The 21,648-nt window shown below is 60.8% G+C and carries 20 protein-coding genes; 5 read left to right on the top strand and 15 right to left on the bottom strand.

Annotated elements, in window-relative coordinates:
- Positions 1 to 52 precede the first annotated feature (52 nt).
- Complete coding sequence (locus ACIPLA_RS21475) at positions 53 to 568, bottom strand: Hcp family type VI secretion system effector (RefSeq protein ID WP_007900657.1); 516 nt, start codon at positions 566 to 568, stop codon at positions 53 to 55.
- 105 nt (positions 569 to 673) lie between these two features.
- Positions 674 to 868 (bottom strand): hypothetical protein, encoded by a 195-nt coding sequence (locus ACIPLA_RS21470; protein WP_401175746.1) that lies wholly within the window; start codon positions 866 to 868, stop codon positions 674 to 676.
- Positions 869 to 969: 101 nt separating this feature from the next.
- On the opposite strand from ACIPLA_RS21470, the gene ACIPLA_RS21465 reads away from it, so the two are divergent.
- Entirely contained in the window at positions 970 to 1,647 is a 678-nt protein-coding gene (locus ACIPLA_RS21465) for a type 1 glutamine amidotransferase domain-containing protein (protein WP_401175744.1), read from the top strand.
- 171 nt (positions 1,648 to 1,818) lie between these two features.
- Here ACIPLA_RS21465 and ACIPLA_RS21460 read toward each other — a convergent pair whose 3' ends face one another.
- The 5 genes from ACIPLA_RS21460 to ACIPLA_RS21440 all read right to left on the bottom strand — a co-directional run bounded on the left by ACIPLA_RS21460 (position 1,819) and on the right by ACIPLA_RS21440 (position 8,083).
- A complete protein-coding gene (locus ACIPLA_RS21460) occupies positions 1,819 to 3,210 on the bottom strand; it encodes a VOC family protein (RefSeq protein WP_401175741.1) in 1,392 nt (463 codons plus the stop codon).
- Positions 3,211 to 3,336: 126 nt separating this feature from the next.
- Positions 3,337 to 4,554, bottom strand: coding sequence for a glycolate oxidase subunit GlcF (gene glcF, locus ACIPLA_RS21455; protein WP_218396710.1), 1,218 nt, complete (start codon positions 4,552 to 4,554; stop codon positions 3,337 to 3,339).
- A 1-nt stretch (position 4,555) separates the two neighbouring features.
- Entirely contained in the window at positions 4,556 to 5,605 is a 1,050-nt protein-coding gene (gene glcE / locus ACIPLA_RS21450; protein WP_218396708.1) for a glycolate oxidase subunit GlcE, read from the bottom strand.
- Positions 5,605 to 7,104, bottom strand: a complete 1,500-nt coding sequence (gene glcD, locus ACIPLA_RS21445; protein WP_218396706.1) for a glycolate oxidase subunit GlcD — start codon at positions 7,102 to 7,104, stop codon at positions 5,605 to 5,607. Before glcD ends, glcE begins: the two co-directional genes overlap by 1 nt.
- 52 nt (positions 7,105 to 7,156) lie before the next feature.
- Positions 7,157 to 8,083 (bottom strand): alpha/beta fold hydrolase, encoded by a 927-nt coding sequence (locus tag ACIPLA_RS21440; protein WP_123499695.1) that lies wholly within the window; start codon positions 8,081 to 8,083, stop codon positions 7,157 to 7,159.
- A 463-nt stretch (positions 8,084 to 8,546) separates the two neighbouring features.
- On the opposite strand from ACIPLA_RS21440, the gene ACIPLA_RS21435 reads away from it, so the two are divergent.
- Together ACIPLA_RS21435 and ACIPLA_RS21430 are read left to right on the top strand one after the other, a co-directional pair.
- The gene (locus tag ACIPLA_RS21435) at positions 8,547 to 9,620 is read left to right on the top strand and encodes a diguanylate cyclase (RefSeq protein ID WP_401175735.1); all 1,074 of its coding nucleotides are present in this window, start codon (positions 8,547 to 8,549) and stop codon (positions 9,618 to 9,620) included.
- Between the two features lie 216 nt (positions 9,621 to 9,836).
- Complete coding sequence (locus tag ACIPLA_RS21430) at positions 9,837 to 11,078, top strand: M20/M25/M40 family metallo-hydrolase (protein ID WP_401175732.1); 1,242 nt, start codon at positions 9,837 to 9,839, stop codon at positions 11,076 to 11,078.
- A gap of 233 nt (positions 11,079 to 11,311) precedes the next feature.
- On the opposite strand, the gene ACIPLA_RS21425 is transcribed toward ACIPLA_RS21430, so the two are convergent.
- The 8 genes from ACIPLA_RS21425 to ACIPLA_RS21390 form a co-directional block, all read right to left on the bottom strand.
- Positions 11,312 to 12,181, bottom strand: a complete 870-nt coding sequence (locus ACIPLA_RS21425) for an oxaloacetate decarboxylase (RefSeq protein WP_401175729.1) — start codon at positions 12,179 to 12,181, stop codon at positions 11,312 to 11,314.
- A gap of 365 nt (positions 12,182 to 12,546) precedes the next feature.
- Entirely contained in the window at positions 12,547 to 13,581 is a 1,035-nt protein-coding gene (gene astA, locus ACIPLA_RS21420) for an arginine N-succinyltransferase (RefSeq protein WP_218396700.1), read from the bottom strand.
- Positions 13,582 to 13,642: 61 nt separating this feature from the next.
- Complete coding sequence (locus tag ACIPLA_RS21415) at positions 13,643 to 14,659, bottom strand: arginine N-succinyltransferase (protein ID WP_401175725.1); 1,017 nt, start codon at positions 14,657 to 14,659, stop codon at positions 13,643 to 13,645.
- A 119-nt stretch (positions 14,660 to 14,778) separates the two neighbouring features.
- Complete coding sequence (locus tag ACIPLA_RS21410) at positions 14,779 to 16,140, bottom strand: APC family permease (RefSeq protein WP_401175722.1); 1,362 nt, start codon at positions 16,138 to 16,140, stop codon at positions 14,779 to 14,781.
- Positions 16,141 to 16,197: 57 nt separating this feature from the next.
- The gene (locus tag ACIPLA_RS21405; RefSeq protein ID WP_401175719.1) at positions 16,198 to 16,950 is read right to left on the bottom strand and encodes an N-formylglutamate amidohydrolase; all 753 of its coding nucleotides are present in this window, start codon (positions 16,948 to 16,950) and stop codon (positions 16,198 to 16,200) included.
- Positions 16,934 to 18,265, bottom strand: a complete 1,332-nt coding sequence (locus tag ACIPLA_RS21400) for a glutamine synthetase (RefSeq protein WP_401175716.1) — start codon at positions 18,263 to 18,265, stop codon at positions 16,934 to 16,936. Before ACIPLA_RS21400 ends, ACIPLA_RS21405 begins: the two co-directional genes overlap by 17 nt.
- Complete coding sequence (locus tag ACIPLA_RS21395; RefSeq protein WP_008073253.1) at positions 18,262 to 18,906, bottom strand: isochorismatase family cysteine hydrolase; 645 nt, start codon at positions 18,904 to 18,906, stop codon at positions 18,262 to 18,264. The genes ACIPLA_RS21400 and ACIPLA_RS21395 overlap by 4 nt, the downstream gene beginning before the upstream one ends.
- 2 nt (positions 18,907 to 18,908) lie before the next feature.
- Positions 18,909 to 19,763: a MurR/RpiR family transcriptional regulator gene (locus ACIPLA_RS21390; RefSeq protein WP_401175713.1), complete on the bottom strand. Its 855-nt coding sequence runs from the start codon at positions 19,761 to 19,763 to the stop codon at positions 18,909 to 18,911.
- Positions 19,764 to 20,258: 495 nt separating this feature from the next.
- Here ACIPLA_RS21390 and ACIPLA_RS21385 point away from each other — a divergent pair, with 495 nt between their 5' ends.
- Together ACIPLA_RS21385 and cobF are read left to right on the top strand one after the other, a co-directional pair.
- Positions 20,259 to 20,831, top strand: a complete 573-nt coding sequence (locus tag ACIPLA_RS21385; RefSeq protein ID WP_218396689.1) for a histidine phosphatase family protein — start codon at positions 20,259 to 20,261, stop codon at positions 20,829 to 20,831.
- Positions 20,831 to 21,586, top strand: coding sequence for a precorrin-6A synthase (deacetylating) (gene cobF / locus ACIPLA_RS21380; RefSeq protein ID WP_401175709.1), 756 nt, complete (start codon positions 20,831 to 20,833; stop codon positions 21,584 to 21,586). Before ACIPLA_RS21385 ends, cobF begins: the two co-directional genes overlap by 1 nt.
- The last annotated feature ends 62 nt before the right edge of the window (positions 21,587 to 21,648 follow it).

Raw genomic sequence — 21,648 nt, 5'->3', positions numbered from 1 at the left:
CAAATGACATCGACCAGCAGAGCTGGCCGATGTTTGGAACCGTCAGCCGCGATTAAGCGACTGGAACACGCCAGTCATCGGAACCCGAAGTACCGGATACTTCGTGGGTCCAGGTGATTTTGCGGTAGGTGAATTGCACTTCTTCCAGGTGCGTGAAGTGCGAGTTCGACGGATCCTGGCAGTTGTGCATTTTGTTGTTGATGGCGACGATGATCGCGTCTTCCAGTTTGGTGGTGTAGTAGTGCTCTTGGGTACCTTGAGCCGAAGTGCGGTACCACTGGATAACGATTTCGCTCATGCGCTCGCCGGAGGTCAGCGCCGCTTGCAGCAGTGGCGAGGACTTGTCGTAGACCTTGGTGATCACGACTGGCTTGTGTACACGCTGACCGGTCGGTTGGCCCGACTGTGGGTCACGCGGGATGATCACGTCGTGGCTGAAAGCCTGAACCATGACCTGGTCTTCGTGGCCTTCCTGGTAGGTGTTGCCAACGGAGTCGGCGGTGAATGCGCCGGCAGTGATCAGGCCTTGTTTCTCGCCGGTAACGGACATGTACGCTGGTGTAGCCATGGATGTGCTCCTTGCTAAAAGTTAGGGTGCCCGGGAGGCGGTATCGCCCGGTGGGTGCCTGACTGTTATCAAGGAGCGTGCCAGAAATGATTAATACTATGTAAATCAGGTGGTTGAGGTGGTTTTTCCAACGCTGGAGAGGTTTTTGGCAAGGATCCGCTGTAAAAGTGCGCAAGAAGTTGCGCACCACTGCGCAACTTCTTGCGCACTCGGCTGGAGGGCTTGATAAACCTGGCGTTCAGCATCGCCGGGGGACTTTTCACCGAAATAGTTGCGCAACTTCTTGCGCATCAAGGCCATGAGCCGTCCCCCCCGACAATGGGCGCAACGAATAGCGCTGCCCGGAGGTCAAATCCAGCGCCGAGATCACTGAACACCCCTGGCATCGACTGGAGAACGACATGAAAATCCTGATGGTTTTAACGTCCCACGATCAATTGGGTAATACCGGTAAGAAAACCGGCTTCTGGCTCGAAGAATTCGCCGCGCCGTATTACACCTTCAAGGATGCTGGCGCGCAGCTGACCCTGGTTTCACCCAAGGGCGGCCAGCCACCCCTGGACCCTAAAAGTGATGAGCCAGACGCGCAAACAGCGGCCACCGATCGTTTCCGCAAGGATTCCGCTGCCCAGTCCGCATTAGCGTCTACCGGGTTACTGAATACCGTGAGGGCCGAAGACTACGACGCTGTTTTCTATCCAGGCGGGCATGGCCCATTGTGGGATCTGGCTGAAGATCCCTTTTCAATTGCGCTGATCGAGTCGTTTTACAAGGCGGGCAAACCGGTGGCGGCGGTCTGTCATGCGCCGGGGGTGTTGCGCCACGTCAAGGATGCGGACGGCCAGCCGTTGGTCAAAGGCAAGCGGGTGACAGGCTTCACCAACTCCGAAGAGGCCGCTGTGCAGTTGACGGATGTCGTGCCGTTTTTGGTGGAAGACATGCTCAAGGCCAACGGTGGCCTCTTCTCCAAGGCCGATGACTGGGCGAGTTACGTGATCGTGGATGGTCTGTTGCTGACCGGTCAAAACCCGGCCTCGTCGGAAGCGACCGCCAAGGCGTTGTTGGCGAAGCTGGGTTAAGCGATATAGCCTGCGGGTCGACACTTTTTATGTGGCGAGCGAGCTTGCTCGCGCTGGGCTGCGTAGCGGCCCCAAAACTCTGCGTACAAGCGGAGATTTTGTGAGTGCTACGCACTCAAGCGGGAGCAAACTCCCTCGCCACAAAGTGTGTTTGACTGAAGGCTCCTTGGGTCAAGTCAGATTCGCTAACCCCAATGTCTTGCAGCACTCATCAATCGACCGCCGCTGCGTCTGGGCATACAGCCCCAACTCATCAATCGTCGACCGTCCCAAGGCCTTTTCGAACGCTTGCTGGTTCGAATGCACGCCATAGTGGGTTTGCGCCGCATCCCCCAGGTTCGACTGAAAAATCCCCGCCGCGCTGACCGGCAGAAAGTCTTCGTACACCAGCGGTTCAACCCGCACATAACCGTCGCGAAGCAAATCCTCCAGCGACAAACCATTCAGCCCCTTCGCCGCCAAGCCTTTTTCCGTCACGAAGTAGCGAAAATACGCCAGTTCCTGTCGGCGCATATCCTCGACGGTGTCAGGGAATTCGCTGAAGTGCTGCATCATTAGTGCGTTGTAGCGTGCGGCGTTGGCTTCGTTGGGGAAATCCTTGAGTTCATCCCGAGCAGCGTTGAGCAAGCGGTCGTAAAGCGCCCGGCCTCTGGGGGTGAGCGCCGCGCCGCGTTGCTCGATTTCACCGAAACGGGCGCTATGACTGCCGCGGGTCTGGGTTTGATCGGTGAAGGTGACAGGCTCGTCCAGCGCCTTGAAACTGGTTTGGCGCAGCAGGATCGGGCATTGGCGGCGGGGCGGGCCTTCGATCACCGCTTTGGGGGTGATGCCATGGGCGGGCATTTGCGCCTGCACAATGTCGATGTCCAGGGTGCGTGGCGTCAGGTGGTTGATGTGCGGGCCTTTGAACGCCACCACGTCGGCGATCAGTCGATGCTGGGCGCTGAGTTGCTGGTACTGCTCGGCGGTGACGGTGGCGCTGTGGTGCCAGCGGAAGGTTTCCAGGGCTTGTGCGACGAAATCCTGCGCCTCGTCTTCGCTCAGGCCGCCCTGGGTTTCAGCGCGCTCGATGAGGGTCAGTGCCGCCGGGGTGAAGATCGAGCGCTTATCCAGCACCGACTGGGCAAAGGCCCGCAGTTCGGCATCTTCGATCAGTTCCAGGCGCAGCAGCGAGGTGAACACCCGGAATGGGCTGATCTGCAACGCTGCTTCATGCACAGCGCGGAACGCGGTGGAATGCACCGGCACGCCGGCCGGGGTCAGGTCGTAATAGCCCACTGGCTGCATGCCCATCACGGCGAACAGGCGGGCGAGGGTCGCCAGTTCAGCGGCAGTGCCGACCCGGATCGCGCCGTGGCGTTCCAGGTCCAGGCGCTGGATTTCGCCGGTGCTGTGTAGCTGTCGGGCGATCTGCGGGTCGCTGTCCAGCACGTGGCGGTTGGTCTGTTCCACCAACGTCATCAGCGCGCCATACAGCGGCACTTCTTCGCGGTACATGTCGGACATCGCTTTGGAGAAGCGTTGGCGGATCAGGTCAGGGCTGACGAAGTTCGGGTGGCTCATGAAAAAAATTCCTGGCGCGGTGTGATGGATGTGGGAAAAGATCGCAGTCTTCGGCGGCGCCGACAAACGAAGTTTCTGACGAACTTCATTCTGCCAAGGACTGTTCTTGCGACTCAGGCTATTCGGTTAACGCAGCACTTGGTCCACCAATTCGATCCAGTGCCTGACCGGCGTACGTCCGGCGCTGTTGAGGTGGCTCTGACAGCCGATGTTGGCGGTGGCGATGACTTCAGGGTGGCCGCTTTCCAGAGTGTTGAGCTTGTTGTCGCGCAGTTGCCGGGCCAGTACGGGTTGGGTAATCGAATAGGTACCCGCCGAGCCGCAACACAAATGACTATCGGGCACCGCCGTGAGATTGAAGCCCAACCGCGTCAGCACGGCTTCTACCGCACCGCCGAGTTTTTGGGCGTGCTGCAAGGTACAAGGGCAGTGGAAGGCGATCCGCTGGTCAGTAGCAGCGCAGACCCGTTCCAATGGTTCATCGGCCAGCACTTGCACCAGGTCCAGGGCCAGTTCGCTGACCCGCTGGGCTTTGGCCGCATAGACCGGGTCGCGTTCCAGCAGATGCCCGTAATCCTTGATGAATGCGCCGCAGCCGCTGGCGGTTTGCACGATGGCTTCGGCGCCGTTTTCCAGGTGCGGCCACCAGGCGTCGATGTTGCGTCGGGCGCGGTCCAGGCCCATGGCTTGGGCGTCGAGGTGATAGTCCAGCGCACCGCAGCACCCAGCTTCGGGCACCGGGATCACGCTGATCCCCAGCCGATCCAGTACCCGCGCCGTCGCGGCATTGGTGTTCGGCGACAGACCGGGCTGCACGCAACCCTCGAGCATCAGCACCCGGCGAGCATGCCGAGGGGCAGGGCGCTCGCCTGCGGAGAGGAGGTCGTGGGGCAATTTTGCCTCGATGCCCCGTGGCAGCAATGGCCTGAATGTGGCGCCGATTTGCAGCAAAGTCTTGAACAGATTCGGATTCGGCGCCAGCGCCCGCAACCCCTGGCGCAACAGCCGCTGACTGGCCGGGCGCGGCACCGCTTGATCGATCACGGCGCGGCCGATGTCCAGCAGGTTGTGATAATCCACCCCGGACGGGCAGGTGGTTTCGCAGTTGCGGCAGGTCAGGCAGCGATCCAGGTGCAATTGGGCTTTGGCCGTGGCGGGGGCGCCTTCGAGGACTTGCTTGATCAGGTAAATGCGCCCGCGCGGCCCGTCCAGTTCGTCGCCCAGCAGTTGATACGTCGGGCACGTCGCGTTGCAGAACCCGCAATGCACGCAGGTGCGCAGAATCTTGTCCGCTTCTTCGGCGCGGGGCAGTAGTTTTGACTGTTCGCTGAGGTTGGTTTGCATGCTAAAGGTCCGCGTACATCCGCCCAGGGTTGAACAGCCCTTGCGGGTCCAGTTGCGCCTTGAGTTGCCGGTGATAGCGCAGCAGCGCCGGGGCCAGCGGCTGGAATGGCGTCTCGCTGACGCCATGGCTGAAACAGGTGGCGTGGCCGCCGAGTTCAAGGGCCCGCGCTTGAATGTTCTCGGCGGTGGATTTCAACCAGCGTTGCGCGCCGCCCCAGTCGATCAGTTGCTCGCCGGGCAAGTCCAGAGGCCCGAGGTTGTTGGGCAATGACAAGCGCCACAGCGGCAGGCCCTCATTGAAAAAGTCTAGTCGTTGTTCGTTCAGGTCAGCCCAATAACCGGAGTCCAAGGGTTCGCCGCCGAGTCGTTGATGGGCGGCCGTCACCGAACCTTCGCCCCCTTCGAGCCGCAAATACAGACGCTGACCGTCATGGCAGGCGGCGCTGATGGGCAGTGGCTGCTGGCCCCATTGCGCCAGATTGGCCAAGGCGCGGGCGCAGTCGATGTCCAGGCTGATGCTCAAGCATTGCCGGGGTTTGGGCAGCACTTTGAGCGAGACTTCGGTCAGTACCCCGAGGCAGCCATAACTGCCCACCATCAGGCGCGAGAGGTCGTAGCCGGCGACGTTTTTCATCACTTCGCCGCCGAAGCGCAGGTGGGTGCCGAGGCCGCTGATCACTCGGGTACCGAGGACAAAATCCCGCACCGAACCGGACCACGGGCGTCGCGGCCCGGACAGCCCTGCCGCGATCATCCCGCCGACGGTGGCGCCTTCACCGAACGACGGTGGCTCGCAGGGCAGCATTTGCCCCGCTGCATCCAGTGCGGCAAACAGTTCGCTGAGCGGCGTGCCGGCGCGAACGCTGATCACCAGCTCCGTCGGGTCGTAACTGACGATGCCGCGATGGGCGCGGGTGTCGAGTATTTCTCCGGCCACTTCACGGCCGAGAAACGCCTTGGTGTTACCGCCCTGAATGCGCAGCGGCGTGGCGTTCTCCTGCGCCTGTTTGACCTGCTCCAGCAGGGTTTCACTGGCATCGAAGTCCGGCATCAGAAACGCTCCAGCTCAGGGAACGGCAGTTGCCCGGCGTGGATGTGCATCGCGCCGAATTCCGCGCAGCGGTGCAGGGTCGGGATGTTCTTGCCGGGATTGAGCAGGCCCTTTGGGTCGAACGCGGCTTTCACGGCGTGAAACAGGGTCAGCTCATCACTGTTGAACTGCGCGCACATCTGATTGATTTTCTCCCGGCCGACGCCATGCTCGCCGGTGATGCTGCCGCCGACTTTGACGCAGAGTTCGAGGATCTTGCCGCCGAGGGCTTCGGCCCGCTCCAGCTCGCCGGGTTGGTTGGCGTCGAACAGGATCAGCGGGTGCATATTGCCGTCACCGGCGTGGAAAACGTTGGCCACGCGCAGGCCGTACTCTTGCGCCAGGCTGGCGATGCCCTTGAGTACACCGGGCAATTCGCGGCGGGGGATGGTGCCGTCCATACAGTAGTAATCCGGCGAGAGACGGCCGATCGCCGGGAAGGCGTTTTTGCGTCCGGCCCAGAACCGCACACGTTCGGCTTCGTCCCGAGCCTGGCGCACGTCGCTGGCACCGGCCTGTTGCAGCACCTCGCGGACCCGCTCGCAATCGTCATGGACATCCGCTTCGACGCCGTCCAGTTCGCAGAGCAGGATCGCTTCGGCGTCCACTGGATAACCGGCGTGGATGAAATCCTCGGCGGCACGGATCGCCAGGTTGTCCATCATCTCCAGGCCTCCCGGGATGATCCCGGCCGCGATGATCTCGGCCACCGCGCGGCCGGCCTTTTCCACGGAATCGAAACTGGCCAGCAGGACTTTGGCGACCTGGGGTTTGGGCAGCAGTTTGACCGTGACTTCGGTGATGATCCCCAGCAAGCCTTCGGAGCCGGTGAACAGGGCCAGCAAGTCGAAACCCGGCGCGTCCAGCGAATCGGCGCCGAGGGTCAGGTGTTCGCCTTCAAGGGTGAGCACTTCGAGTTTCAGCAGATTGTGTACGGTCAGGCCATATTTGAGGCAATGCACGCCACCGGCGTTTTCTGCGACGTTACCGCCGATGGAGCAGGCGATTTGCGAAGACGGGTCCGGCGCGTAATACAAGCCGAAGGGCGCCGCTGCCTGGGATATCGCCAGGTTACGCACTCCCGGCTGGACCCGTGCGGTACGGGCGGCGGGGTCGATGTGCAGGATGTTGTTGAACCGCACCATCACCAGCAGCACGCCTTTGTCCAACGGCAGCGCACCGCCGGACAATCCGGTGCCGGCTCCGCGCGCCACCACCGGCACGTTGCGGGCATGACAGAGCCGGAGCAGCGCTTGTACCTGTTCCAGCTGTCGGGGCAGGGCGACCAGCATCGGCGTGGTGCGATAGGCCGAGAGGCCGTCGCATTCGTAGGGTTTGAGTTCTTCTTCGCGCCAGAGAATGTCCAGGTCCGGCACCTCCTGCTGCAAGGCCTTGAGTAGCGCGGCCTTGTCGACATTGGGCAGAACACCGTCGATGCGTTCGTCGTAAAGAATGTTCATCGTTCACCACCCAGAGCAAAGGGGCTTGCCCCCTTTGTCACAAGGGATCTCATCAGGTTTTCCTTCCCAAAAACTCCCGATACAGCCGCGCTGTCTTGGCCGGTTGCTCAACCATCGGCATATGGCCGACACCGTCCCAGATCTCCACCTGCAAATCGGCGATGCCCTTGCTCCAGACCGGTACGCTGCTGACGTCGATCAAGCGGTCCTTGCGCCCCCACAGAAGCAGCGCCGGGCATTTGATGTCGGGCAGTTTTGGCTCCATGGGCGGGCTGGCGTGGAAGTCCCTGAAGATTTCTTCCAGCTCGTCGCGCTGCTGTTCATAACGCTGGGCGACGGCGTCCAGCACGATCCCCGGCACCCATGGCGGCGAAACCATGGTCATGGCATAAAAATGCTGGAACTCTTCACGGGAATGAATCAAAAACGGGTTATGCCCGCGAGCCAGGTGTCGCTCCATATCGCTGGGCTCCGGGGCGGTGACCCCGGCCGGGTCGAGCAGCGCCAGCGAGATAATGCGCTCCGGGTAATTGGCCGCCAGCCACGCCGCGATGTAGCCGCCCATGGAGTTGCCGATCACGTGTACCTTTTCGACCCCACAGATATCGAGCAACTGGATCAACCGTTTGGCCTGGACCGGAATGTCATAGCCACCGCCGGCCTTGAAGCCGGTTTCGCCGTGCCCGGCGAGGTCGGGGATGATCACCCGGTAGTCGTCGACAAAATGCCGGGCGAAGCGCAGCCAGATGTTCTTGTCGGCACTGTAGCCATGCAGCATCAGCACACTGCTGGCGGCTTCGTAAGGGCCGCCTTGCCAGGTCGAAACGGTCATTTCGGGGATTGGCACGACGATCTTGTGTAACCGGTACAGTCGGGCCTCCAGCGCCATGTTCAAGTCATAGAGCCAGTAACCGATGGCCGGATAGCTCAACCAGCTCCAGGCCACGAAGACGGCGATAGTGACAACCAACAAAAGCATCAGGCTATTCCTTTGCAGTGATCAGGACAGCGTGTGGTCGGCGGGTTTGAGCGCTCGGATCAATGGCTGTAACTGAAATCCAATTCCGCCGCGACACACTCTTTGTAGCAGCTGGCGAAGCCTGCGTTCGGCTGCGAAGCAGTCGTGAATCCGGCTGGTGCGGTTTGCCTATTGCATCGCGAGCTCAGGTTTGACGACTGCTTCGCAGCCGAACGCAGCCTCGCAGGCTCGGCAGCTGCTACAACCGAACGCAGCCTTCGGCAGCGGCTACAAGGCCTCCTCTTTATCGTTGTTATCGATCCCTCCCTTCATGTATAGACCAAACATTGGGTATTCAGCTCATGGGAGGTGATGCTATTCAGACCGCCAACCGGTGATGGCTATTTGCCGTTCCCCTGATAGACTTCAAACACACTTTCAACCCGTGTGTTGTCAGGCTCCGTTCAGCGGTACAGAGGCCTCTATGGAAAAAAAGGGAGGAAAGGGACTTTCACTGGCCAGGAGGCTTTATGGGTCGCGAATCCTGGGGCTGGCCCTGGGATTATTGTGCGTCGGCGCAGGGATGTACCCACTCGACCCGGCGCCCTGGGTCTGGGGGGTAATGCTGTTCAACGGGCTGCTCTGGCCCCATGTGGCTTATCAATGGGCACGCCGGGCGAAAATTCCTTTTCACGCCGAACACCGCAATATCCTGGTGGACGCGTTTCTCGGCGGTTTCTGGGTGGCCGCCATGCAGTTCAATCCGCTGCCCAGCGCGGCGACCCTTTCGATGATGGCGATGCACAACGTGGCCATCGGCGGTTTGCGTTTTCTGTTGATGGGCACCGTCGCGCAGGTGCTTGGGATAGGCCTCGGGCTGCTGGTGTTCATGCCGGCTTTTGTCCCGCAAACCAGTCCGTTTCAGCTGTACGCCTGCTTGCCTTTGCTGTCGATTTATCCGCTGTCCTTTGGCTGGATCTGCTTCCGTCAGGCCGACACCCTCGGCCGGCACAAGCGCGAACTGCTGGCCCTGAGCCGCACCGACAGCCTGACCGGCCTGCTGAATCACGGTGCCTGGAAAGATCAGCTGGAAATCGAGTTTCAGCGCTGCCAACGCCAGCAGCAGGGCGGGGCGATTGCGCTGATCGACATCGACCATTTCAAAACCATCAACGATACCTACGGCCATGTCGCCGGGGACATCGTCCTGCGTCAGCTGAGCAAAATGCTCAAGCAGAACCTGCGCGCAGCGGATGTCGCCGGGCGTTATGGCGGCGACGAATTCTGTGTGCTGCTGCCGGATCTGCCGCTGGACCGCGCTGCCGTGGCGATGGATGCGTTGCGTGATCGTTTCGCCACGTTGGGTTACGAGCAGAACCCGGCATTGAAAGTCAGTTTGAGCATCGGCCTGGCAGCCTTCAATCCGGCCCACGACGACGCGACCCTGTGGCTCAACGACGCCGACCAGGCGCTCTACGAAGCCAAGACCACCGGCCGCAACCGCGTCATTTGCCACAGTGATGGTAAACCGCATAAGGCGATGCTCGATTCGGTGTAAGCCAATCACCCCAAATCCCTTGTGGGAGCGGGCTTGCTCGCGAAAGCGGTGTATCAGGCAACGATGATGTCGACTGACACTCCGTCTTCGCGAGCAAGCCCGCTCCCACAGGGGGAGTGTGGTCATTCAGGTTTGTAGGTGTCGCATCCGGTGTAGAGCCTTGTGTCGTAGTCAGGTAGGGTATTTTCGACCCCGACACGAAACAAGGATCGATTCATGACGTTCAAACGCTCTCGCTCCCTCCTGGCCACCAGCCTTTGCCTGACCCTCGCCCTCGGCGCCTTCACCCCTACAGCCTTCGCCGAACCCCATAAACAAGTCCTCGCCGATGCCGAACAGTACAAAGGTGAAGCCCTGAAACTGCTGGAACGGTTGGTGAACATTGACTCCGGCTCCGGTTATGAGCCGGGCCTGACCCAGGTGAGCGACATCGCCATCGAAGAGTTGAAGAAACTCGGTGCCACTATCGAACTCGTGCCCAACACTCCGGACAAGAGCAACCATGTGCTGGCCACGCTCAAAGGCACCGGCACGGCGAAAATCCTGCTGATGGCGCACATGGACACCGTGTTCAAGGAAGGCTCCGCCGCCGCGCGCCCGTTCCACATCAAGGACGGCCGCGCCTACGGGCCGGGCGTGATGGACGACAAGGGCGGCATCGTCGCCGGGATCTATGCACTGAAGGTTCTGAAAAACCTTGATTTCAAGGATTACGCGCAGATCACCTTCCTGCTCGACGCCAGCGAAGAAACCGGCTCGGACGTCGCCACCGATCTGATCAAGAAAACCGCCAAGGCCCACGACGTAACACTCAACCTCGAACCGGGCCGCCCGGCGGATGGTTTGGTGGTATGGCGCAAAGGCAGCGCCACCGCCGTGGTCGAGGTCAAGGGCAAGGCATCTCACGCTGGCGTCGCGCCGGAACTGGGGCGTAACGCGGCCATGGAAGCCGCGCACCAGATCCTGCAACTCGGCAAACTGGGCGATGCGCAGAAGAAAACCACCATCAACTTCACCGTGCTCAATGCTGGCGATCGCACCAACGTGATTCCGGATCAGGCCACCGCCAAGGCTGACGTGCGCGCAGCAGTGCCGGAAGAGTTCGACCGGATCGAGAAGGACCTGGCGCGAGTCTCCAGGGACAAACTGATTCCCGAAACGGAAGTCACCACCACCCTGAAACGCGGCTTACCGCCGATGCCGCAAACGGCGGAGTCAGATCGCTTGATGGCCATGGCCCAGGGGATTTACGGCGAAATTGGCCGCAAGCTGACGGAAGAAGGCAGCGGCGGGGCGGCGGATGCCAGCCTCTCAGCCGGGGTGGGTACACCAACGCTGGACGGGTTCGGGATTGTCGGCGGCAATATTCATACGCCAGAGGAATACGCAGAGGTTGAGAGTGTGGCGCCACGGATTTATCTGTTGTCGCGGATGATCATGGAATTGACCAAGAAGTAATCGGCCAGATCATTCCTTGATGTGGGGCCGGCTCTGTGGTGATGGGGGGCTGGCCCTGAGGAGGGGGGGCAAGGTTGCGATTTAGCGGTGTCTCATCTGGTCCCTTCGCGAGCAAGCCCGCTCCCACATTTGATTGCGGGCGTGCACAAATAATGTGTCCACAGAAAATCCAGTGTGGGAGCGGGCTTGCTCGCGAAGGGGCCAGATGTCATACCATCATTTCCGCCGAACCCTCACTCCTTGACGCTCATATATTCCTTCGCCCAAACGATGTATTCCTCAGGCTGCGTGTACGTATGCGTCAGTTCAGTCGCGCTCAGATCCGATGCCTGGGTGAAGATCTGGCGTTGTTCGCGCAGGCTGTCATAAGTCGCCTTGATTGCCGCGAAGTACGCACCATGCCCGTCGATGGTGACGCGCACACCCAGTTCGGCCAGGCGATCGTCGTCGCGCAGCAACGGGTTGCCATAGGTGACCAGCATCAGCGGTACGCTCAGGTGCTCGGCGATTTGTTCTAGGTGGTCGAAGTCCCGAACGCCCACCATGCAAATCCCGTCCGCCCCGGCCTGTTGGTATTGCTTGGTGCGGCTGATGATCTCCTGAACCGGCAGGATCCCGGCATTGGTCCGCGCAATGATCGCCATTTCCGAGTCGACCCGGGCTTCGAGCGCCGCGCGAATCTTGCCGACACCTTCGGCAACCGTGATCAGGTCGGTGGACTTGCGGCCGAATTGCGCCGGCAACAGGGTGTCTTCAATGGTCAGCGCGGCCACGCCAGCGCGTTCGAGTTCGACGATGGTGCGCATGACGTTGAGCGCGTTGCCATAGCCGTGGTCGGCGTCGGCGATCACCGGCAATTGGGCCACGCGGCCGATGCGGGTAGCCTGCTCGGCGAACTCGCTCAGGGTAATCAAGGCAAAGTCGGGGGCGCCCAGCACCTGCAACGACGCGACCGAACCACCGAGGATTCCCACCTCAAAACCCAGATCAGCGGCAATGCGTGCCGACATCGGGTCGAAGACCGACGCGGTGTGATAGCAGGCGTTGGAAGCGAATAGTTGGCGGAAATTACGGCGCAAATCTTGATGAGACAGCCTGGACATATGAGTTCCACCATACAAAGGAATGGAAGGGCTTGAGCAAAAGTGTCAACGCCGAAGGAACAAAAGGCTATCACGGGGGAGGGTGAAGAATGATGACGAATTTGCCGGCCAAGGAATGCAAGATCAAAAGATCGCAGCCTGCGGCAGCTCCTGCAGAGTGCATATCATCCGGATTGACACGATCCTGGCCTCGCCGCGATCCCTTGTAGCAGCTGCCGAAGGCTGCGTTCGAGTGCGAAGCGCTCGCCATCACGGATCGGAAGTCATGCATAAAAAAATCGAGTCGGCGATCAGTCTCAAAGACTGAGTTGGAAAGTTTACGACTGCTACGCAGCCGAACGCAGGCTTCGCCAGCTGCTACATGATCACGCCGCCACCGCCTGCTGCTGTTGATTGCGCAGCGGCACGGCACGCACCGAGTTGCCGGGTTGCAGTTGCAGGCGTTTGGCAGTGAGTCGGTCGACGATCAGGCTGTTGCCCACCAGCCGCGCCTGGGCAGTGGTGATGCGGCAGTTTTCCAGGCGGCGGTTGTGGATCAGCCATATTGGCGCCTGGTCGTCGGGCGTGCCGATGGCTAGCTCCAAGCGTTGGCTGTCACGCACCGTGCGGATTCTCGATACCGGGGCTTCGATCACCGGGCCGGCGTCGAAGATGTCGATGTAACCCTTATGAGCAAATCCCTCGGCGGTGAGGAGCTTCAGTGCAGGTTCGGTGTTCGGGTGCGGCTTGCCGATCACCGCCTGCGCCTGTTCGGTGAGCAGGCAGGTGTAGAGCGGCTGGCGCGGCATCAGTTCGGCGATGAATGCTTTGCTGCCAAGCCCCGACAAGTGATCGGCATGGCTGAAATCCATCTTGAAAAAGTGCCGACCCAGGCTGTCCCAGAACGGTGAGCAGCCTTGTTCGTCGGCACTGCCGCGCAGTTCGGCGATAAGCTTGTCGCCGAACAGATGGGGGAACTCGGCAACGAACAGCAGGCGCCCCAGCGACAGCAGTCGACCATTATTGCCATGACGTTGATCGTGTCGCAGAAACAGCGAACAGATTTCCGATTGGCCGGTCATTTCGTTGTTCAGGAACAACGTGGGGATCTGGCGCGCAATACCCAGGTCCGGCGAGGAGCTGACCGTGAGCCCCACCCGATAGTTGTACCAGGGCTCCCGCAGGCCGACGGCTCCTGTCAGGGCGCTGACGCCGACCACTTGTTGATCGTCGTCCTCAAGCACGAACAGGTAATCGGCGTCCGCACGCTCGACCTGTTCGGCAAAGGTGCGCTGGGCCCAGCGTACACGGTGGGTCAGGCGCTCTTCACTGGCCGGCAGGGTGGTGAACCCGGGGCCGGCCCGTTGCACCAGATCAAGTAAGGCGGGCAGGTCGGTGACTTGAACCGGGCGGACAATCATGATGCAGCTCCTTCTTCGCGCTTGTTCGGGCGCTGTCGTTGGGCACGGGGCCGGTGGCGGCTCACAGGGCGATCAACCGGATTGCGCTGGCGTCGGTCACATTCAGGGCTGCGCACATCTCGGCGCTCAAGGCCACGGGTTGCCCGGCGTGGTAGTCCAGTTCGGCAACGATGGCGCGGTAACCCTTCAACGAATCGTTGCTTACCAAGTAACTACCGCGGGCATCGATGGCCGGGCCAGGATGCACCGTGCCGGTCTGGCTCTGGGCGATGGAGCGAATGTTCGAGGTGCGTGCGTACAGCGTCGGGCCAGCGTCGAACAGGTCGATGTAGCTGTTGGTCTCGAAGCCTTCGCGTTCAAGAATGTCGAAGGCCTCTTGACCGTCAGGATGAATCCGGCCGATACAGGCCTGTGCCGCCGGCGGCAGCATCGGCACGTAAATCGGGTATTGCGGCATCAGTTCGGCGAGAAACGTCCGGCTCTGCAGACCGCAAAGCCGCTCGGCCTCAACGTACGGCAGGTCGAAGAAATGCTTGCCCAGCGCATCCCAGAACGGTGACTGGCCCTGTTCGTCGCTGTAGCCAACGATTTCGGTGATCACCGCTTCGGCAAAGCGCGCCGTGTGGGCGGCGATGAACAGCAGTCGCGCCCGGGACAGCAATTCGGAAAACCGCGTACGTTCCAGCGCTGCGTCGATATGGAAGCCGCGCAGTAACGTATGACCACTGAGGTCGTGGCACAACGACAGTGCCGGCACCCCGTGCTCGATGTTCAGCTCCCGTGAGGCGCTGGTGAAATGGCGGTTGCGCAAACTGTAGAACGGCTCGTTGAACCCCGCGGTTGCGAGGATTTCCGAGCAGCCGACCAGATGGCGAGTCGTGAGATTTTCCAGCACGAAGAAATAGTTCTCCGGGCCATGACCCTGGACATCTTTCTCGAACGAAGCGCAGGAGGCGAGAATCTTCTCGCGCAGGCGTTCGGTGTCGTCCGGCAAGGACGTGACCCCCACCAGACTGTCGCGCGCCAGTTGCTGCAATTGGGGCAGGTCGGTTAACTCCACCGGGCGTAAGACCAGCATGGATGTACTCCTGTATCAAAGGGTTCGGCGATTTGCACCGAACCTGACTATCACTGTCGGTTTCCACGCTTGAAATCAGCAGTCGCCTGAATTCATGTCAGACGCTGCCCTTTTTCTTGTCAGCCATTGCTTGGGTCGGTGCTCGGATCAGGCAGCGCCGTGCTGGCACCCAGTTTGTTGAGGAAGAATAGATAGACCAGGCCCAAGACAATCCAGATCAGGCCGAGTTTCTGTGCATCGACGCCCATGTTGTACATGATGGCCGCGACGATGATGAAGCCGATGACCGGGCAGATCAGGTGACGGATCACCTGGCCGGACTTCTGCCGACGCCAGTAATAGTTGATGACGGTCAGGTGCAGCAACATGAAGCCGCTCAGGGCGCCGAAGTTCACCAGGGAGGTGAGGGTGTCCACCGAGTTGATGAACAGGTAGCAGATCACTAGCGACAGCACCGCCACCAGATAGATGCTCAAGTACGGCGTGTTGTGTTTCGGGTGCACCTTGGCCAGCACTTTCGGCAGTTTGCCGTCCCGGGCCATGCCGAACAGCAGGCGCGAAACCGCCGCTTGCGAGGTGATCGCGACGGCTACGCCCCAAGCCAGGGCGGTGGCCACGGCGGTCAAGGTTGCCAGCCAGCTGCCGGCGGCGATTTCGGCGATTTCATAGAACGCAGTGTCGGCGCTCTTGAAGCCCAGGCCGGCGGCCAGATCCGTGGCAATCCAGGTCTGCACGACGAAGATCACGCCCATCACCAGCAATGTGATCAGCGCAGCCTTGCCGACGCTACGGCCCGGATCGCCCTTGATTTCTTCGGCGAGGGTGGAAATCGCATCGAAACCGAGGAACGACAGCACGGCAATCGACACCGCTTGCATCAGCAGGGCGAAGTTGAAGGTCTCGGGGTTGTACAGCGGCGCCAGGGTCAGTTGACCATTACCGCCGCCGCTGTGCAGGGCATTCCAGGCGTAGAACAGGAAGATCCCCAGCACCACCAGTTGCGCCAATAGAAAGACGATGTTCATCCGCGCGGTGAAGGTAATGCCCCGCAGGTTGACGAAGGTGGCGCTGACCAGAAAGGCCAGGATGAAGCCGACTTTCGGGATATCCGGGTACAAATGATTCAGCGCCATCGCCGCGTAGACGTAGAGCAGCGGCGGAATCAGCAAATAATCGAGCAGCATCAGCCAACCGGCGATAAACCCGACATGCGGGTTGAGGCCGCGTTGTGCGTAGGAATACACCGAGCCTGCAATCGGAAAGGCCCGGGCCATGCTGCCGTAACTGAGGGCGGTGAACAGCATTGCCACCATGCCGATGATGTAGGCCAGCGGCACCATCCCCGGGGCTTCGGCGTTGACGTAACCATAGACGCCGAACGGGGCGATGGGGATCATGAAGATCATCCCGTACACCACCAGGTCCGTCAGCGACAGGCTACGTTTCAACTCTTGCTTGTAGCCGAATTCTTCTATTTCCATGAAGCCCTTCTCCTTGATTTGAAAGCAGCTGCATGCTGCGAGTGTGAAGCGATTGCTCTACAGCAGTGGCGCCAGATAGTCGGTCCAGCGACCGATGTCATCGGGCGTACGCAGCAGATCGTTGCGCACCTCGATCAACACCGACTCCAGCCCTCGTGCATCGCCGTGAACCGGCACGGTCATGTCGCACAGCGGATCGACTTTGTACGGCTGATTACCCGCGACTTTCAAGGGATGCCGACTCAACCCGTCGATCACTCGCTGGGCGTACTCCCCAGCCTGCCCGTACAACACGCCGACTTCCAGCGGTCGCGGCTGGCCGTAATATATCGGCGTGAAACTGTGAATCCCCACCACGCGAACCGGTCGACCTTGCGCCACACGGGCGTCGATCAAGGTTTGCAGGCGTGCATGAAAGGGCTTGAACAGGCAGTGTCGGCGATAATCGCGGGTGGCCTCGTCCAGATCCCGATTGCCCGGCACCTGATAAATTTCGCTCTGCAATGGAATGCTGTCCGGCGCATGGCGCGGGCGGTTGAGGTCGATCAACAGCCGTGAATAGTTGGCCGCTAACAGGGTCGCGCCCAGTGCTTCGGACAAGCCCTCGGCCAGCGTCAGGGCGCCGATGTCCCAGGCGATGTGTTCGCGAGCGGCTTCGTGGCTCAAGCCCAGATCATTCAGGCCGGCCGGGATAAAACGACTGGCATGTTCACACACCAGAATCAGCGGGTGCTGGGAGGCTTCCCGGCTCAGGGTATACGCGGGCTGGGTATAGAGGCCCAGTTCGGCGGATTCAGTACAGGCGCGCATAGTGCTCACAAAGTTCGGCGGGCGAGAGCTGTTCCGTCAGCTTCAGTTCCTCGGTTTTAAGGGCGAACCAGGTGTCCAGCAAGGCGCTCGGCAGGGCTTCGATCAGCGCCTCGCTGTTGCGCAGGCATTCCAGGGCCTGGGACAGGGACGCGGGCAGGGCGACGATGCCGCGGGCCTGGCGTTGCTCTTCGTTCAGGGAATCGGGGACCTCATCGGTGATCGCGTTCAAGGCCAGGCGCTGCTCGATGCCCAGGCGCCCGGCGATCAGCAACGCGGCCATGGCCAGATGCGGCGAGGCGGTGGCGTCCATGGCGCGAAATTCCAGGTTGTACTGCGCCGCCACGGCTTTGCCGCCCAGGCTCACGGTCGGGCAAATCCGCAGCGCCGCTTCGCGGTTGCGTTGGCCGAGGCAGGCGTAGGAAGCGCTCCAGTGATGAGGCTGCAAGCGTTCGTAGGACACCGGTGTCGGCGCGGTAAAGGCGCAGAGCGCCGGCAAATAATGCAGAACGCCGGCGGCCCAATGCTGGCCGAGGGTCGACAGACAGTTGGTGGTGCCAGCGTCGTACATCACCGGGTGGCCGGTGAGATCCTGCAGGCTCACGTGCAAATGCACGCCATTGCACACCGCCTGCGCGGAAGTCTTGGGCGCGAAACTCAGGTCCAGGCCCATTTGCCGGGCGATCTCACGGGTGATCTCACGCACGTTCACCGCGCGGTCGGCGGCGGCGACGCCGAGGGCCGGGCGGCAGGTGATTTCGTATTGGTGCTTGCCGTATTCCGGCAGGAACATCTCCGGCTCCACACCGCCGGCACGCAGTGCGCTGAGCAACCAGCCGCCGAACTCGGCGCCCTGGCGCTGCGCCTCAAGAGAGAACGCCAGATGCTCAGCCGCGCCGTTGCCGAGGTTGAATTCATGTTCGAACGCGGCGTTGATCTTCAGTCCCAATTCGCTGCGATAACGCTCCACCTCGTTGCGCAACAACGTACGCGGGCAGGCGCCCCACGGGCGGCCATCGGTTTCGCGAATGTCGCCGTGAATGAAGTCCAGCGCCGGGGCATTGGCGTCCGGGCCGTTGTTGACGGTCACGCGGCTGCTCATGTCGGGGATCAGCCGCAAGTCGCCATAAGCACCCCATGGATTGCTGGAGGCAATAATGTCTTGCGGGGTCAGGGCGCTGTTGGCCGGCACCCAGCCGCAGCCCGCCACTTGATAGGCCTCGAGTTCGTCGGTGGGAAAGGAACGGCCGCGCGTCACGCCGATCAGGTCGGTGGTGACAATGGTGGTCATGGGTAACGGCGACAGGCGAGCGCTCATGGCTGCATCTCCTGCAACCGGCCGAGCACGGTCCGGGTGTCGGTGATCCAGCAGTAGCCCTTGATGGCGTTCAGGCAGGCGTAATGCCGTTGTTCGGTGTAGGTGGCGCAAGCATCTTCGACCAGCGTCACCAGGTAACCGCGGTCGGCGGCGTCACGCACGGCCATGTCGACGCACTGGTCGGTGACGATGCCGGCGATGATCAAGTGTCGGGTTTCCAGGTTGCGCAGCACATAGTCGATGTTGGTGGAGTTGAAGACCCCGGAAGAGGTCTTGGGCAGCACGATTTCGTTTTCGATCGGCGTCAGGTCATCGATGATTCGCGCTTGCGGGCTGCCCTTGGGCAGATGCATGTCCGAGAGTTTGTGATCCAGCGAACGATCGCGACCATCGGCGGTGAGGCTTTCGATGAGCGTGTGCAGCACGTTTTGTCGTGCATTACGAAAGGCACTGAGCAGCCGGCGTTGATTGGGCACCACTTGCATGTGGGCGCGGGTCAGAAAGTATTCGGCATCCGGCCCGTTGAGGTGCGCGTCGAACTGCGGCTCAAGCCAGGCACGCTGCATGTCCACCAGCAACAGTGCGGTGTGGTCGGTGGCAAACGGCAAATCCCGGGGCGAGTGGTGGGGGAGCGTGAACATCCTTATTTATCCTCCAGCAGGTGAGTGTCGAAGTCGTTCCGCAGGGCATCGATGCCTTCCAGGCGATCGGCCAGATCGGGGCTGCGCAGTGACAGGCAGGCAACCAGTGCTTCAACCTGAGCCAGCGCCGGAACCATCGAGTCGAAGGCCGACGCCGATTCCACCGGTGCGCTGATGATCAGGTCGGCCATTTCTCGTAGCGGTGACGCGTAGATGTCGCTGAACAGCACGACCCGCGCATGTTGGCTCTTCGCCGCATTGGCGACCCGCAGGGCCTGGGACTGATAGCGGCGATAGTCGAACACCAGCACCACGTCCTGACGCTGCACGTCGAACAGCCGGTCCGGCAATTGCGCGTTGTCTTCCAGGGCAAAACAGCCGGGCCGCAGCAGGCGCAGATGGTTGAGTAAATAGTTGGCGAGGAAACTGCTGAAGCGGCCGCCGAAGCAATGGACCTGATGGCGGGTGTCGAGCAGCCATTCCACCAGAATTCGTACATCTTCGGGTTGGGTCAGCGCCTGGGTCTCGACCAATGCCTGATGGCTGTTCGCCAGATAGTCGCTCCAGGGGTCATCTTTTTTGAGATGGGAGCGGGGTTGCAACAGGGTACTGGGGGAGCGCAAGCGGTCATCCATGTCGCTGAGCAAGGCTTCCTGAAAGTCAGCATAACCGCTGAAACCAAGCTTCTTTACCAGCCGCACGATGGTTGGGTCGCTGACACCGGCATGTTCGGCCAGACGTGACATCGGGCCCAGCCCGTTACGCGGGTACTGATCCAGCAAGGCACGTATGACTTTGCGTTCCGACGGCGTAAGTTCCAGGCCGGGATCGGTGATCAGGTCTCTGAGAGAGGGCATCCGGGCTCCTGCTGGATGGGTGTGTCTGTTTTGTTTCATAAATTGCTAAAACAGTATTTGTGTAACGTGTGCTACATGTCTAGTGAATTTTTCCGAGGATTTTAAACGCCCAAAAATGGAGCGAAAACCCTCGTGCGCCGCGGGCTACATGGATGTCGACTGGCTTTGTAGGACATCGCCCATGGATGTGTGAGATATCGACCCTGCTCAGGGATAAAATGGGCAAGTTAAGCCGTCACTCGGTCCGTAGCAGCTGCCGAGCTCGCGAGGCTGCGTTCGGCTGCGAAGCAGTCGTGAATCGGGCTGATGCGGTGTGCCTGATGCACCGCAAGTTCTGGTTTAACGACTGCTGCGCAGCCGAACGCAGCCTCGCGAGCTCGGCAGCTGCTACAGCCGAACGAAGCTGCTACGTGGAATGCGTTCTGAGCGTATTTCTTGCGGCACAATGAGCCGGTTGTTAGTGGCACTTTCCATCCTATCCAGAGAGATTCTTCCGTGCAGGCGACCCGCTTGACCCTGATGTGCCACGCTCGAACCGTCGCACAAAAATTGGCGCGTTTTCCTACGAATGAGCCGTTGGAAATGGATTGGCAATCGGCGAAGGGTTCGCGTTGCCGCCAGTTCAAGGGCACCCCCCGTTTGCTCTGTGGCCCGGAACTGCGGACCCGGCAAACCGCTGAGCTGTTTGGCGATGATGTGGAGATTGTCACGGCACTGGCAGATTGCGATTTCGGACGCTGGAAAGGCACGTCGATCGACGACCTGCAAACCTCCGAACCCGAGATGCTCCAGGCCTGGCTCAATGACCCGACCTCGGCACCCCACGGTGGAGAATCGGTGGCGCAACTCGGTGAACGGGTGGCTGCGTGGTTGAATAGCCTTGAGGCGACGCCGGGGCACATCGTGGCCATCACCCATCCTTTTGTCATCCGCGCCGCCCTGATGCAGGTGTTGCAGGGGGCGGCGTTCAACCAGATCGACGTCGAACCGTTGTCAGCCATCGAGTTGCGGTTCAACGGTTGCTGGCGGCTACGTTTGTTGGGCACGGACCCAGAGGGAACACATTGATGAAAAAACTTCTAGTCATCGGAGTCGGCGCCGGCAACCCCGATTACATCACGATGCAGGCGGTGAAGGCGCTGAACCGCGTCGATGTGTTTTTCCTCATGGACAAGGGCCAGAGCAAAGACAAACTGATCGACCTGCGCCGCGAGCTCTGTGAGCGCTACATCACCGATCACGACTACCGCTTCGTTGAAGCCCACAGCCCTGAGCGGGAGCGCGGGGATGTGGACTACAAGGCCAGCGTCGAAGATCTGAACCGCGCCAAGCAGCAGACCTTCGAGCGGTTGATCAACGAGGAAATGACTGACAATCAGTGCGGTGGTTTTCTGGTGTGGGGCGATCCTGCGTTGTACGACAGTACCATCCGGATCCTGCAGGCGATTCTGGCGTCAGGCCGGTGTGTGTTCGAGTTCGAAGTCATCCCCGGGATCACCAGCGTGCAGGCGCTGGCGGCGCAACATAAGGTGCCGCTGAATCGCATCGGGCGCTCGATTGAAATCACCACCGGCCGGCGGTTGGCGGCGGGGCAGGTGAGTGACGCCGACAGCCTGGTGGTGATGCTGGATGCACAAGATGCCTACCATCACGTGGCCGATCAGGAGACGGAGATTTACTGGGGGGCTTACCTGGGGACGCCGGATGAAATTTTGATCAGCGGCAAACTCAAGGATGTCGCGGATGAGATTGAACGGGTGCGTAAGGCGGCGCGGCTGGCGCATGGGTGGATTATGGATACTTATCTGTTGCGCAAGCCTTGAGGGTTTCGGTGGTTGGGCTGGCGCCTTCGCGAGCAAGCCCGCTCCCACACTGAATCTCTATT

It is taken from the genome of Pseudomonas sp. NPDC086112, from assembly GCF_044746425.1.
GTDB lineage: Bacteria > Pseudomonadota > Gammaproteobacteria > Pseudomonadales > Pseudomonadaceae > Aquipseudomonas.
Note: the sequence above shows the minus strand (reverse complement) of the source record. Positions and strands in the feature narration are given on the sequence as shown.

What these genes read in the sequence shown, in the direction of transcription:
- cobF (WP_401175709.1), top strand. Translation starts at nt 20,831, where the DNA reads ATGAAAAAACTTCTAGTCATCGGAGTCGGCGCCGGCAACCCCGATTAC.
- ACIPLA_RS21415 (WP_401175725.1), bottom strand. Translation starts at nt 14,659, where the DNA reads ATGCTGGTCTTACGCCCGGTGGAGTTAACCGACCTGCCCCAATTGCAG.
- glcF (WP_218396710.1), bottom strand. Translation starts at nt 4,554, where the DNA reads ATGCAAACCAACCTCAGCGAACAGTCAAAACTACTGCCCCGCGCCGAA.
- ACIPLA_RS21465 (WP_401175744.1), top strand. Translation starts at nt 970, where the DNA reads ATGAAAATCCTGATGGTTTTAACGTCCCACGATCAATTGGGTAATACC.
- glcE (WP_218396708.1), bottom strand. Translation starts at nt 5,605, where the DNA reads ATGCCGGACTTCGATGCCAGTGAAACCCTGCTGGAGCAGGTCAAACAG.
- ACIPLA_RS21395 (WP_008073253.1), bottom strand. Translation starts at nt 18,906, where the DNA reads ATGTTCACGCTCCCCCACCACTCGCCCCGGGATTTGCCGTTTGCCACC.
- astA (WP_218396700.1), bottom strand. Translation starts at nt 13,581, where the DNA reads ATGATTGTCCGCCCGGTTCAAGTCACCGACCTGCCCGCCTTACTTGAT.
- ACIPLA_RS21435 (WP_401175735.1), top strand. Translation starts at nt 8,547, where the DNA reads ATGGAAAAAAAGGGAGGAAAGGGACTTTCACTGGCCAGGAGGCTTTAT.
- ACIPLA_RS21430 (WP_401175732.1), top strand. Translation starts at nt 9,837, where the DNA reads ATGACGTTCAAACGCTCTCGCTCCCTCCTGGCCACCAGCCTTTGCCTG.
- glcD (WP_218396706.1), bottom strand. Translation starts at nt 7,104, where the DNA reads ATGAACATTCTTTACGACGAACGCATCGACGGTGTTCTGCCCAATGTC.
- ACIPLA_RS21405 (WP_401175719.1), bottom strand. Translation starts at nt 16,950, where the DNA reads ATGCGCGCCTGTACTGAATCCGCCGAACTGGGCCTCTATACCCAGCCC.
- ACIPLA_RS21470 (WP_401175746.1), bottom strand. Translation starts at nt 868, where the DNA reads ATGGCCTTGATGCGCAAGAAGTTGCGCAACTATTTCGGTGAAAAGTCC.
- ACIPLA_RS21425 (WP_401175729.1), bottom strand. Translation starts at nt 12,181, where the DNA reads ATGTCCAGGCTGTCTCATCAAGATTTGCGCCGTAATTTCCGCCAACTA.
- ACIPLA_RS21440 (WP_123499695.1), bottom strand. Translation starts at nt 8,083, where the DNA reads ATGCTTTTGTTGGTTGTCACTATCGCCGTCTTCGTGGCCTGGAGCTGG.
- ACIPLA_RS21390 (WP_401175713.1), bottom strand. Translation starts at nt 19,763, where the DNA reads ATGCCCTCTCTCAGAGACCTGATCACCGATCCCGGCCTGGAACTTACG.
- ACIPLA_RS21410 (WP_401175722.1), bottom strand. Translation starts at nt 16,140, where the DNA reads ATGGAAATAGAAGAATTCGGCTACAAGCAAGAGTTGAAACGTAGCCTG.
- ACIPLA_RS21475 (WP_007900657.1), bottom strand. Translation starts at nt 568, where the DNA reads ATGGCTACACCAGCGTACATGTCCGTTACCGGCGAGAAACAAGGCCTG.
- ACIPLA_RS21460 (WP_401175741.1), bottom strand. Translation starts at nt 3,210, where the DNA reads ATGAGCCACCCGAACTTCGTCAGCCCTGACCTGATCCGCCAACGCTTC.
- ACIPLA_RS21400 (WP_401175716.1), bottom strand. Translation starts at nt 18,265, where the DNA reads ATGAGCGCTCGCCTGTCGCCGTTACCCATGACCACCATTGTCACCACC.